General features: G+C 40.1%; 10 protein-coding genes. 4 read left to right on the top strand and 6 right to left on the bottom strand.

All coding sequences use genetic code 11. The annotated features are described in order from the left end of the window. Positions 1-129 precede the first annotated feature (129 nt). Both ACYSNQ_RS12525 and ACYSNQ_RS12520 read right to left on the bottom strand, forming a co-directional pair. Positions 130-516, bottom strand: coding sequence for a hypothetical protein (locus ACYSNQ_RS12525; protein ID WP_426083855.1), 387 nt, complete (start codon positions 514-516; stop codon positions 130-132). 477 nt (positions 517-993) lie between these two features. Next, positions 994-1827: a MerR family transcriptional regulator gene (locus tag ACYSNQ_RS12520; RefSeq protein WP_426083853.1), complete on the bottom strand. Its 834-nt coding sequence runs from the start codon at positions 1825-1827 to the stop codon at positions 994-996. Positions 1828-1908: 81 nt separating this feature from the next. On the opposite strand from ACYSNQ_RS12520, the gene ACYSNQ_RS12515 reads away from it, so the two are divergent. From ACYSNQ_RS12515 to ACYSNQ_RS12505, 3 genes are all read left to right on the top strand, one after another. After that, complete coding sequence (locus ACYSNQ_RS12515; protein WP_426083851.1) at positions 1909-3651, top strand: ABC transporter ATP-binding protein; 1743 nt, start codon at positions 1909-1911, stop codon at positions 3649-3651. After that, positions 3626-5431 carry an ABC transporter ATP-binding protein gene (locus tag ACYSNQ_RS12510; RefSeq protein ID WP_426083849.1) on the top strand — a complete coding sequence of 602 codons (1806 nt, stop codon included), beginning with the start codon at positions 3626-3628 and terminating at the stop codon, positions 5429-5431. The genes ACYSNQ_RS12515 and ACYSNQ_RS12510 overlap by 26 nt, the downstream gene beginning before the upstream one ends. A 549-nt stretch (positions 5432-5980) precedes the next feature. Next, a complete protein-coding gene (locus tag ACYSNQ_RS12505; RefSeq protein WP_426083847.1) occupies positions 5981-7156 on the top strand; it encodes an immunoglobulin-like domain-containing protein in 1176 nt (391 codons plus the stop codon). Between the two features lie 231 nt (positions 7157-7387). On the opposite strand, the gene ACYSNQ_RS12500 is transcribed toward ACYSNQ_RS12505, so the two are convergent. After that, a complete protein-coding gene (locus ACYSNQ_RS12500; RefSeq protein ID WP_426083845.1) occupies positions 7388-8575 on the bottom strand; it encodes a DUF998 domain-containing protein in 1188 nt (395 codons plus the stop codon). A gap of 303 nt (positions 8576-8878) precedes the next feature. Here ACYSNQ_RS12500 and ACYSNQ_RS12495 point away from each other — a divergent pair, with 303 nt between their 5' ends. Further along, positions 8879-9859 carry a choloylglycine hydrolase family protein gene (locus ACYSNQ_RS12495; protein WP_426083843.1) on the top strand — a complete coding sequence of 327 codons (981 nt, stop codon included), beginning with the start codon at positions 8879-8881 and terminating at the stop codon, positions 9857-9859. 200 nt (positions 9860-10059) lie between these two features. On the opposite strand, the gene ACYSNQ_RS12490 is transcribed toward ACYSNQ_RS12495, so the two are convergent. From ACYSNQ_RS12490 to ACYSNQ_RS12480, 3 genes are read right to left on the bottom strand one after another with little or no spacing between them, the layout of a single operon-like run. Beyond that, a complete protein-coding gene (locus ACYSNQ_RS12490; protein WP_426083841.1) occupies positions 10060-11517 on the bottom strand; it encodes an amidase in 1458 nt (485 codons plus the stop codon). Between the two features lie 41 nt (positions 11518-11558). Next, positions 11559-12293 (bottom strand): PIG-L deacetylase family protein, encoded by a 735-nt coding sequence (locus ACYSNQ_RS12485; protein ID WP_426083839.1) that lies wholly within the window; start codon positions 12291-12293, stop codon positions 11559-11561. Further along, a complete protein-coding gene (locus ACYSNQ_RS12480; RefSeq protein ID WP_426083837.1) occupies positions 12274-12849 on the bottom strand; it encodes a PadR family transcriptional regulator in 576 nt (191 codons plus the stop codon). Before ACYSNQ_RS12480 ends, ACYSNQ_RS12485 begins: the two co-directional genes overlap by 20 nt. Positions 12850-12884 lie beyond the last annotated feature (35 nt).

Raw genomic sequence — 12884 nt, 5'->3', positions numbered from 1 at the left:
ACTTTGACAGTCACTTTAAAACCATACAAATACCTCTTGAGCGGTATTATACGCTATCCCTTATGTTCTATCCGCAAAATCGTTTTTTATACCTCAATAATTTATTACCATAAGATAATTTTCACAACTTCAGTCAATCATTAAATCAATAAAGACTTGTCCATTCTCTGTGCGCTCTTTATTATAAACATGACGTCCGGCCAAAGCTTTTAGCTTTTGAATATTTGCCAGGTCGTCCCCTGTTGACAGCTCTAGCTTCATCACTGAAGTATTATTGTTGTCCTCAATTACTTCGGAAACAAATGCACCATATTTATCCAGAATATCCTCTAAGGGGTATTGATGGTCTTCTGCTTCTCCTAATTCTTCTTCCAGCTCAAACGACATTGACAATACAAAACTACCCTTGTCTACTAAATCATCTTCTCCTAAAAAGCGATAAACTCCTGGTTCCATCCACTCATACACCAATGGATAATTATATTTCTTTCTACTTATTAGTTGAATATTCTTCATACGCCATTACTCCCTTTTTAGTTGCTCCTTTTCTACTATAATAAGCTAAAATCAATCGAAATAATAGCAGGTTTTATGAAAAATACAACAGGAGGAATGAGGATGGGACAGAAGTGCTAAACTTTGAAAAATTCGGCTGATTTCCGAAAACTTCAACTCTTAGTGCTTTTAGCGCTTAGAAGTTGATGCTATCGGAACGAATTGCAGTATGTTGCTTCTGTCCCACTGTTTATTCGGATGTTAGAGAAGTCCGAGTTTGGACATTTAGTTATATCTCAAACTCTTTGTCCTCCTACTACATGGAGAACTCTTAGAAAGCTTCCGAAACTGATTTACTACCTACTCAATCTATTCAAAAACTATTTACTTTTTTAAACATATTTTAATAAAATTTGTAAGAAAGAATCCTTCTTTTGTCAGTATATTTTTGTCATAATAAAAACAGCCCTTTATCTCCAGTTAGCACTATCCTATTGCTCAATTCATGCTTTTAACCGGCAGCATAACCTCAAAAATCTGCTGCTCCTTGCTAGCTGTTGCTACCTCATCCTGCCACATCAATTCCCAAATATCTCCATTGATAACTAGATTCTGTTCATTTAAGTATTTTTTGAAGCGTTCAGAAAAATTTACCAGATGATGGATATCATCTCTGACAAAACCCGAAACATAGTAGCCAGCCGGCTTTTCAATAACCAGATTATTTGGATATACTTTCCGCCTTTCTTCGGGAATTCTGATTAAAGCCCGATAAGGAGAGGAGTGAATATCCCGTTGCTCAAAGGCACTTCCTTCAGTCAAAAAACCTATGGGGTATCCGCTAAAAATATCTCTGGACTGAATCAGGGAATAAAAATGAGAATAGACCTGAAACGCCGATGGTTCATCTGTGTGGTCAATCATATCAGAGACAACATAATATTCCTTCTCCCGATAATCATAAGTCAGCACCTCAAAATCCACTGATCGAATTTTTTCATAGCGGTGAATATACTCATCCAGTACTCCTTCAATCTGCTTAAGATTCGTGATTCGTTCTCTCACCTTTTCCCGTTGAACGCCTAGTTCTTTTAACGTATATTCAGGATTTCTCTGCTTCAGAAAAGCAGCTATGTCTTCTAATGACATATTGAGTGCCTTCAAAATGAGAATAACATCCAGTTCTGCGTACTGATCAAAGCTATAATAACGGTAGCCATTATCACCTGTTTTTTTCGGTTTAAATAAATCTATCTGATCATAGTAAATCAATGTTCGTCGGCTTACTCCAGCATATTCAGCCATTTCGCTAACTGATAAATATTTTTTCAAAAAATCATCTCCAAAGGGTTGACTGTAACGTTACGTTACAGTTTATTCTAACATGGTATGTCGATTTTAGGAGGAAAAATAATGAAACAATTCAAGCTGTTTTCTAAGAACTATTCCAGCATGATTTTCGGAGTGGTTATTTTAATGACGCTGCAGTCTTTTGGAACACTTCTGGTTCCCCATTTTGTAGCAAGTATTATCGATGACGGAATACTGGTACAAAATAAACAAGCCATCCTTCAATATGGCGGATGGATGCTTTTAGCGGCATTGCTGACAGGGATTCTTTCCATCCTAACCAGTTATTATTCTGCTCATCTGGCCGGTAAATTTGGTCATTTTTTACGAGAAAAGCTTTTCAGAAAAACTCAAGAGCTATCGATTACAGATGTTGAGGAATTTGGTACGCCGACATTATTAGCAAGAAGCACCAGTGACATCAATAATATTCAGCAGATACTGATGATGACACTTCAAATGATTTTGCCGGCACCTTTAATTGTTCTAGCTTCTATTATCTTAACTGGAGCTGTTTCACCTCGAATGATTTGGATTCCTCTCCTTGCTATTTTATTGTTTTCGATTGTTGCCGGCGTTGTCATAAAAAAAGCAATTCCGCTGGCCGCAATTATGCAGAGGAATGTGGATAAAATGATGCGTATTCTTCGTGAAATGTATACTGGTGTGAAAGTAATTAGAGCATTTGATACACCAGAGCACGAGAAAAAGCGGACAGATCAAGCTTTCACTACCTATTCTCAGGTCATGATTAAGGTCAATCGCCTTTTTGCCGTTCTTAATCCAATGGTTAACCTGACCATGGGCTTATCAATGACAGCTATTCTATTTTTCGGCGGTTTTTTAAGTGGTGAGGGACAGATTCCGGTCGGAAGCATTACCGCGATTATAGAATACACAACCTTAAGTTTATGGTTTCTGACGATGGCCGCAATGGTTATTGTGATGATTCCAAAAGCCCTGACTTCCCTGCATAGGATTGAAGAGATTCTGTATAAAGAAAATGAAATCGAAGATGGTTCAGAAACATTTAAACCAGCAAAAACCACACTGGTAGCAAGTTTTAGGCAAGCAGATTTTGCCTATACGGGGGCAGAAGAACCTGTCTTAAAGGATATTAGCTTTGATATTCATCGGGAGCAGGTTACAGCTATTGTTGGCGGAACTGGATCAGGAAAAAGCACTATTGCCAAAGCGCTGTTACGATTTAAGGATGTTACGAAAGGCACCGTTGAATTTTTGGATACAGATATCCGCAGCGTAACACAACAGGAGCTGAGAGAGAGAATCAGTTATGTTCCGCAAAAGGCACTGCTTTTCAGTGGTACAATCATGGATAACTTTTTATTTGGAAACCCACAGGCTACGCCAGAGCAAATCAAACAGACTGCTGAAGTTGCACAGGCGAAAGCCTTTATTGAAGGATTACCTAATCAATACCAGTCATTTGTTGCTCAAAAAGGGAGCAATTTCTCTGGGGGACAGAAACAACGTTTAAGTATTGCCAGAGCCTTAATTAAACCAGCAGATTTATATTTTTTTGACGATAGCTTTTCCGCATTGGACTATCAAACAGATGCCAAACTGCGGTCTGCGTTAAAAACTTTTCTAAAAGATGCAGCTGTAGTTATTGTGGCCCAGCGAATTGCTACAATCAAAGACGCTGATCAGATTATCGTTCTGGATGAAGGCCGGATTGTCGGACGCGGAAGTCATGACGAGCTTCTCAGCAGCTGTAAAACTTATCAGGAATTCGCTGTATCACAAGGAATAGGAGGGAATGGACATGACGCAAAAACAAGCTAAAGAAACTATCGATTCACCAAAAGAACTAAAACAAACCAGTCGGCGTTTACTCCAGCTGTTAATTATCCAAAAGAAAAAATTTATCTTAATCATTTTTTCAGCCTTCTGCTTTTCAGCCTTAATGGCAGTCACCCCTCTGATTGTCGGCTGGGGCTTAGATAATTTGATTCTTTTAATCAAGTCCAACCGCTTTACACTAGAAAATATGTTAACTAATATCAAGTTGCCCATTATCCTGTTATTTGTCAGCTGGGGAATGATTAGTCTCTTCTCTCTGCTTCAGGAGTATACAATGGCTAGTGTGAGCGAAACCTTGACTCTTACACTACGTAAACAAGTTACTGCCAAACTAAATAGGCTGCCGATCGGTTTCTATGATCAGCATAAGACCGGTGATATTCTCAGCCGAACCATTCTAGATCTGGACAAAGTCTCTGAGGTGCTGCAGGTCGGTTTGATGCAGTTAATCACAGCTGTCATCAGCATTTTATTTGGTGTTGTCACTATGTTGATACTCAGTCCATTACTGACTATTGGCATTTTGATTATTCTCGTGCTCAGCAGCTATATAACAAAAAAACTAGCCATGCACAATCAAGTCTATTTTGCAGCCAATCAACAGGCTCTTGGAGATGTCGGAGCTAAAGCGGAGGAATATTACTCTGGTAATTTAGTTATCAAAGCGTATAACCGTCAAGAAGAAGTAGAGCAGGAAATGACTGCGCTGAATGATCAGCAGTTTGAAGCGTTTAAGCGAGCCCAGTTTGTTAGTTTTGCAATCAATCCGCTCATCCGTTTCATTAATCAGATTGGCTTTGTTATTAGTGCAGTTGTTGGCGGCTTTTTAGTCATCAGCGGTCAGCTTTCCATTGGCTTGATTCAAGCCTACCTGCAATATATTAATCAAGTCTCTGAACCGATTACTCAAGCTTCGTATATCATCAATACTTTACAAAGTGCCCTAGCTGCTATGGAAAGGATTTTTGAAATACTCGACGCTGCAGAAGAAGTAGAAACGACTCAGCCGCTGCCTGTTCCTGCAACACTAAAAGGAGAAGTAGCTTTCCATAAGGTTGCCTTCGGCTATACATCGGAAAATCAGCTAATGACGGATGTCAATTTTACTGTAAAACCAAAACAGACTGTAGCTATTGTGGGCCCGACTGGAGCTGGAAAAACAACGATGATTAATCTATTAATGCGTTTTTATCCATTAAGCGGCGGACAAATCACTGTGGACGAAATGGATACCTCTCAATTCGCAGCCGCTGATATTCGTAGAAAATTTGGGATGGTTCTTCAGGACACTTGGCTATTCCAAGGATCAATCGCTGAAAACATTGCTTACGGCAAGCAAGAGGCGACTATGCCGGAAATTATTACAGCAGCTAAGGCTGCTCAATGTGATCATTTCATCCGAACGCTGCCTGATGGCTACAAAACAATTATCTCTTCGGAAGGAAGCGAGATTTCCCAAGGGCAGCAGCAGCTTTTGACTATTGCACGAGCCATTCTGGCTAATCCTGATATCCTTATTCTGGATGAGGCAACGTCCAGTGTTGACACACGAACAGAAAAATTGATACAGCAAGCAATGGATCATCTAACCGAAAACCGTACCAGCTTTGTCATTGCTCATCGTTTATCTACCATCAAAAATGCAGATTTAATCCTCGTAATGAAGGATGGTGCTATTATTGAACAAGGCAATCATCAGCTGCTGCTGGCGCAGAAAAGCTTTTATGCAGATTTATACAACAGTCAATTTGCTCCAACCTAATAATCATCAGGCTGTTAAGAAAAGCCCAAGAGTACAAGCATAGCTAAATTCGTTAGAAATCATTTTTCTCACACGATTTAAGCAGTCGAGCTACTATCTGAGTAAAAATAAGAGCTTTATAAAACGGTTTATATATCTTTATAAGGAAAAAAACTTTATCTTTTGAAAACATCCGAAACTCTTGCAGTTTTGGATGTTTTTTTTGAAAAAAGACTTTTTCAAAAACTTTTTAAAGATATCTCTTTTTTTTGTTTAACATTTATATCAAAAAAATGGCAAATAGTTTGTTATACTTACGGAAAAATAAATAAATAAAAATATAACAAAAATATATTTTTGTTATATTTTTTAGTTTTTTTAAAAATAATAAACTTTTTTGAATGTTTCAGAAATATATTATGAACTATGAAAATGATAAACTTCTACTAGGGAAAGTTTATCATCCTCTCTAAAGATTGGGTTTTAACTATTTTTTATAAAGGAGGGAAATCTATGTATTTATTAGAATAGTCAGATAACTACGTTCATCAAAAGAAAGGAAGAACCACTATGAAAAAGCTGGGTTTTGCAAAGCTGGGATTGATAGCCAGTCTGCTATTTTCAGCAGGTTATCTTTTCTGGCTGGCATCATTAATTTTGTCTCCCTCTATCAAATCAACCGCAGCTTCCGAAACACAAACTGGAAAAACAACAGATGCTCCCCTAACACTTCGATACGAACGGGCTGAGGTAGGAAAAGAAGTCAGCTTCTATGAACTGCTCAGATTAGCTCCAGAAACGATTAAGCTTGAAGATGAACGTGACCAGCTGTTGAAGGCGGATAAACCACAAAAACGCTATGTCTTTTATAAACAAATGGCAAAAAACGGCAATTACGAGAAGCATATGGCTGTCATCACCTTCATTGATAGAACACCCCCCGACTTAACTTTTAAAAATCTTACGATTCCACATGGCACTCCATTTGATCCTTTGTCAGAGCTTTCAGTAACAGACAATGTTGATGGCGACCTTAAGGAAAAGGTGGTCGTAAAAGGTAAAGTAAACACTTCAAGTGCAGGCTCGTATACACTAACCTATAGCGTAACTGACAGCAGCAGCAATCACATCGCTAAGGACCGAACCATCATTGTGGCTGATGAGATTATCATAGCCGAATCCCCTCCCCCAGAAGAGCCCGCCATCCCACTCGACGAACCTATCCCTGAAACACCGCCAGCAGAAATCAGTCAAGCTCCCATTGCAGAAGAAGAAATCCCAACCATATCTACCCCGCCGGCAGAACCTACTCAACCGCCAGCGCCAGTTTACAGTGCCAATACACTGAATTTTCTTGGCGTTCCAATTCCTTATCAAAATGGCGGAACAGGCAGCGGTCAGGCAATTATCGACGGCAACCCTTATGGCACTGCTTCAACTTGGGGCGGAGCAGCCGTTCAATCAGGGGTAGATGGTCAAAATACTCACTTTATTGGACACAATCCAGGAATATTTGCTTCTGTTTTAAGCTTAAGCACAGGCAGTGTTATCACAGTAACAGATAGTGCCGGGACTTCGACAGACTATGTTGTCCAGTCAATTCTGACCGTAGATGATTATGGAAACGACTTAGCTTCTGGCGCAAACCATTGGGACTTAACAGTTGGAACCGGCGGCGGTGAGCGAATCACTCTTCAAACCTGTATCACACCGGACATAAATTTAATGGTATTAGCATATGCATAAACTATAGAGAAGGAAAAGGTATTCAGTAATGAACGTCCAGCAAACACTTAAAAATGACACTTCGCAAATTAAATAAAAGGCTGTAGCATCGATATACCGATATGCTGCAGCCTTTTAATAATCAACACAAGCAAAAATTTTCAGCCGTTATTCATCACGAATTCTTCATGTGTTTCTCACTTTATAAAATAATTTATCCATTTATCTTTTCTTTTACATAAGCAAAGCTGCTCATCGCTGCTCCCTCTCGTCATTTTTCAAATACACAGGAATATAAGCTCTTTGTGTACTGTCAAGCACCAGCTTTTGCAGATACTGGAAGAGCATCAACAGCCAGACAAATGCAATCAGAAAAGCCACAAATTCAAAAGCTGTTAATGAAAAATAATGAACAACCTGAAAAAGAACAACTGTAGCAACCAGAAATCCCATAATAACATAAGAAGTTATTTGAAATTCTTTGGTAACCTTGGGCAGCAGCCAGTACATCCCTATAATTAAGATAATAATCAGGTACACCAGATTAGCAGCCACCTGATTATGAATGACTGCTGAAATCGAATGCTCTTTGTATGGAAAAGCCCCTACTCCACCTAAATTAAGGGCTGTAAGAATCAATAGCCAGCGTAAAATCGACAACCGCAAACCACCGTATCTTTGCTTTAGATTAACAAAAAGATAGTCGATTAATGCAATCATCAGAACAGCAGACAGAATCAGCGTCAGATTAAACTGCCATCTGCTAGTCGCCTCCATCGTTCCAAGAAAACTAAAATTATGCTGCCACCACTGCTTTTCCCGATTTGTCAGCATAGCGCCTAAAACGCCGCCGACAATCACTACGGTTAAAATATTAGTCAAAAGCATCGGCGACAACTCCATCACTATATATATCATCAGGTAATTCACCATAGCCATAATTAAAAAGAAGAACAGTGTAGAGGTAAATAAATCAAAAGCAATCCCAGGAAACATATAGCCTAGAAGTTTAAACAGAAAGAGTGAGCCTAAAAATAGAATAATCGAAAAAGAAATCACAATTGCAGGAAAATTTCGCCAATATAAGTTTTTAGCCTGTGAAACAATTCGGCCTTTTTTTATTCCTATAAATGAAAAAACCAGAGTGGCGATTCCAGTAAGCACTCCTACTGTACTTACCAGCTCCCCGATAGAAAGACGGCCTACCAAGGGAACATATTTGTATTCTTTAAAATAGAAAAACAGGAAAAAAACAAGAGTAGCCAATAATGTTGGCAGTATAAATCCTCGTAAGGATATCGTTTGTCCGGCAGCAGTCTTCTCCTTTTTTCGAATTATCACTTTGCCGTTAGCCACATCTAAATCAATTTCTGTTTTTTTATTAAACTCCAGCTGCTCAATAATTTCCTGAGGAACCTGAAATTCCGCTTCTTTATCCATATACCCCTGTCCCCTTTACTTTAGCTTTCAACATCTGCCGCTAGACACATTATACCACCTGCTCAGCGAGCAGCTCCAAACAATCCCTGCCTTTTTGACAACAGATGTTGAACATCTATAGGATACAGCTTCTGTGAAAAATCAGCAAATAATCTCTCCACTATTCTTCGTTATTTTATTTAGCTGAACCGGCTTCAGGCTCACGACTTCCTTTCCAGTACAGTTTCCGCTTATTTGCTAACTGTTTTCTTTGAGATTTTTTATAAGAGTACGTATAATTTTCAGCATAGAGGAGGTTTTTTTATGTGTACGAGTATTACTTTATCTAACCAGCTGACAACATACCTGGCCAGAACAATGGATTTTGGTTTTGAACTAGACGGCCATCCAGTTGTTATCCCGAGAAACTATCTCTTTACAACAGATCTAGGTGAACATCTGACATTTCCATTAGGCTTTGTCGGTACAGGGAGAAAGCTGGATTCCTATCTATTTGCTGATGGTGTTAATGAGCAGGGGCTGGCAATTGCCGAATTATATTTTCCCGGCGAGGCTTCCTATGTGGAAACGGCTGGACCTGGCAAGCTCTCTTTGGCTCCCCATGAGTTCATCATGTGGGCCCTCGGCAATATCAGCAGTATCACTGAACTTAGAACAAGAATCGCTGAGGTTGCGATTATCAATGCCAAAAACCAACTGCTAAACGTTATTTTACCCCTACACTTTATCGTAACAGATGCTTCCGGTGAATCAATTATTATCGAAACTCATGATCAAGCATTGACGATTAAAAACAATCCAGTGGGGGTCATGACTAATAGTCCCCGTTTTGAGTGGCAGCTGCAGAATTTAAACAATTATCTGTTTTTACAGCCTGAAAATTATCTGCCAAAAACATTTGGCAATTTTTCAGCAGCTCCTTTTGGTCAAGGCTCTGGAACTTATGGCCTGCCTGGCGGCTATACTTCTCCTGAACGCTTTGTTCGCGCAGCTTATTTGAAAAACAATATTTCCCATACCGAAACAACAGATGGTGCACTCTCTGCTATTTTCCACGTTTTAGATAATGTCACCATTCCTAAAGGCGTGAATATTAAAGATGACGGAGCTATGGATTATACGCAATATCGTGCTGCATTCGATACTAAAAATAAGCTGTATTATTTTAACCCGTATCATACTCCTGAGACTTTTTCCATTCAGTTGACTGAGCCCCTCTTAAACAGTGAAAGCCCTATCGCATACACTATACCGGAAGATTTCAAAACTACCCCGCTAAAATAGAAAAAGCGTGAGTAGGACATACCAGCTTTGAACTGCGACGAGTAATCGCAGGAGCACTCACACAGCACTTAACTGCGACGAGTAACCGTAGGAGCAAGACCTTCGGAAATAGGAAAAGTTGTTTTTGTCTCACCGTTTATTCGGATTTAGGTATACTAAAAATCTGGAAATTTATTTATGTCTCGGCCTCCATTTTTATTTCAAGTATTTTTCCAGACCTTCGGCAGCTTAAACAGCTGCTCTTTTTCCAGTTGTTTTCCCATATGAAGAAGCAGGTCTTCCCGGCCCTTTGATGCAATAAATTGAATGCCGAGGGGCAGCCCATTTTCAGTTACGTAAGTAGGCAGGCTAATTGCTGGCTGACCGGTCATATTTGCTATTTGAGTATACGGTGACAGCGCAAGACTCTTTTCAAACATCTCATAGATCAATTCTTTCAACTCAGCCTCAGTTAGTTCTTCTGCGTGACGCAATGTTTCACGTTGGGCATCACTTTGAAGCTCCTGATCAATTTCAGGCGCAGAATAGGCAGTAGTTGGCGTCAGCAGCAAATCATACTGAGTAAATAACTCCTCCATCTTAACTGCTGCATGATCCCATAGATTAAGAGCATGAATGTATTTTTTTACAGGTATCTGTTCCCCATATTGATAAAGTCCCCAGGTTATCAGCTCCACATCATCTGCTGTGAGCTTTCTTTTAAGCTTCTGCTGCATGCCGTCAAACATTGCAGAGGTTTCCGCCCCGTTCATCAGGTAGTAGCTTTCGATTAGACTGACGCCATCAACAGGATAGACTACTTCAGTCAAATCGTGCCCCAACTGATTTAACTCATTAAACATTTGTTTTAACGCCTGCTGCGCATCCTTAGATACTTCCGTTCCCACAGGAGATTCAGCTATATAAGCAATTTTCAGCGGTCTATCGATTGTATGAGACTGCCATTCTGCAAGCGGCGGCTGATAGGGCGCTGCTTTTTGAATTCCTCTCATACCGTAGAAAAGCTTTTCTGTATCCCGCATAGAAACAGTCAGTGCAAAGTCAATGGCTGCTCCTTGCCAGCCCCGCCAACCGTTTGGCCCTGTCGGCATCGCACCTCTGGTGGGCTTAAGACCAATCAAACCAGTAAAGGCTGCTGGAATTCGAATCGAGCCGCCTCCATCGCTTGCTCCGGCAATTGGAAAAAGCCCGCTGGCAACGACTGCCGCTGCTCCACCGCTGGACCCTCCAGGAGAATAGTCCAGATTCCACGGATTTCTGGCTGGACCATAGAGTACTGGATCTGTAATGTTTTTAAAGCCGAATTCTGGAGAATTGGTTTGCCCGGCAGCAATAAAGCCAAGCTGTTCTAGCTTTTTCACATAATTTGATGTACGCTTTGAACGAGCATCCGAAAATAAATGTGAGCCGAAAGTCGCTTTCCAGCCGGCTTTCTCTTGTCCTAGCATTTTTAAGGGGAAGGGCATGCCGGAAAAAGGCAATTGTTCATCTATAGAGAAGTCTTTGACCTCTTTACTAATTGCTTCAAAATCCCATTCAACCAATCCGTTAACTGCTGGGTTCAGTTTTTGAACCTGTTGATCCAGCTCTTTATAGTACTCCGATAAACTGATTTCTTTTTGTTTAAACTTCTCAACCCAATATACCGCATCTTTCATTTTTCTATTTCTCCTTTCGAAAGGTTTATTTTCACAGCTTTTTAAACTAGATATTTTTTTAGTGCTTTAGGAATAGCAAAGGCATGTGTCTGCTCTTTGAAAAGCAGCTTGAAGCGTTCAGCTTTCTCATAACCTGTCTCCATTGCCAATAATTCATAATAGCCTTCCAGCATCGCCAGAAATTCCTCATTAACTTGAGAACGATGGGCGCTGATAGCCTTAAGCTTCAGTGCATAATAGTCTGTAATATCCAAAATTGTGTTATCGTTCTCTGTAAAATATTTTCCTAATATTCGCGGTGAAAAAGCAGTGTCATACATTTTTTTCTGACCAAAAGGATAGGTCTTTTGCCCTGCTCTGAAAAAGGCTGTATCTACAGCAGCGCCTACTCGTAAATGAGCTGGATGTATTTCATCCTCCAGCTTGCCGTCAACTGAAAAAACAGCATCTGGACGGTATTTCCTGATAACTTCGACTAAATCCTGTACAATCTCATCTATCGTTCCCAGCTGTTCATTAGAATAGCCTAAACTACCTAAATAGGTTTGATTCAGTATTTTTGCCGCTTCCTGTGCTTCTTTGGCTCTAATGCCGCTGATAATCTCTGGGGCAGTATCACCACCTCCGCCATCTCCTTTTGTAACGGTTAGTGAATAAACTGGTATCTCTTTTTTTCTTAAATAGGCAATCAGTCCCCCTGCACCAATCTCATTATCATCAGGATGAGGCTGGATAAACAAGGCACTTTTAATATCATCAATTTCTGGATATTTCATTTTCTTCACTCCTCAATAAGTCAATCGCTTCCTCTACCCATTCCAACGCAGCACGGTATTGACCTTCGCCAAACTTCGCCGACAGCATCCAGTATTTTTCCCTCTTGGCCGTTTCTTCCGTCTTATTGCTGGATTGGATGGATTGATAAATCGCTCCATATGACGAAAGATCCTGCAGACATTTTTCACGAAATGCCACTAACATAGCCAGAGCTTCTTCATTTGTTGTTTCTCCCGCTAAAAGTACACGCATCAAAAATCCATTTCGCACATCGAAAGCCTTTTCAATATCTGGTTTGGGAACTGAGAGCCAGCGATTCAATTCTTCTCTTCCAGCATCAGTTATTGAATATAGCCGTTTATTTGGCTTTTCTTCTTGAACCACCCGTTGACTCTCCAGCCAGCCCTTTGCTTCCATTGCTGTAAGCTCTCGGTAAATCTGACTCGTCTGAGCCTTCCACACAAAAGAAAGCGACCGTTTAAATGAACGATCCAACTCATAGCCTGTCATCGCTCCAGCATTTAATAAACCCAATAGTCCATGTTTTAACGACATAGTATATCACCCTCACGCTTTATATTCCACAAATG

This window comes from Enterococcus sp. LJL51, from assembly GCF_054871795.1.
The sequence above is the reverse complement of the archived record's forward strand: the minus strand, read 5'-3'. Positions and strand labels throughout refer to the sequence as shown.

Excerpts from the sequence above, each read along its gene's own strand:
- ACYSNQ_RS12495 (WP_426083843.1), top strand. The coding sequence starts at position 8,879 with ATGTGTACGAGTATTACTTTATCTAACCAGCTGACAACATACCTGGCC.
- ACYSNQ_RS12500 (WP_426083845.1), bottom strand. The coding sequence starts at position 8,575 with ATGGATAAAGAAGCGGAATTTCAGGTTCCTCAGGAAATTATTGAGCAG.
- ACYSNQ_RS12505 (WP_426083847.1), top strand. The coding sequence starts at position 5,981 with ATGAAAAAGCTGGGTTTTGCAAAGCTGGGATTGATAGCCAGTCTGCTA.
- ACYSNQ_RS12510 (WP_426083849.1), top strand. The coding sequence starts at position 3,626 with ATGGACATGACGCAAAAACAAGCTAAAGAAACTATCGATTCACCAAAA.
- ACYSNQ_RS12490 (WP_426083841.1), bottom strand. The coding sequence starts at position 11,517 with ATGAAAGATGCGGTATATTGGGTTGAGAAGTTTAAACAAAAAGAAATC.
- ACYSNQ_RS12480 (WP_426083837.1), bottom strand. The coding sequence starts at position 12,849 with ATGTCGTTAAAACATGGACTATTGGGTTTATTAAATGCTGGAGCGATG.
- ACYSNQ_RS12485 (WP_426083839.1), bottom strand. The coding sequence starts at position 12,293 with ATGAAATATCCAGAAATTGATGATATTAAAAGTGCCTTGTTTATCCAG.
- ACYSNQ_RS12525 (WP_426083855.1), bottom strand. The coding sequence starts at position 516 with ATGAAGAATATTCAACTAATAAGTAGAAAGAAATATAATTATCCATTG.
- ACYSNQ_RS12515 (WP_426083851.1), top strand. The coding sequence starts at position 1,909 with ATGAAACAATTCAAGCTGTTTTCTAAGAACTATTCCAGCATGATTTTC.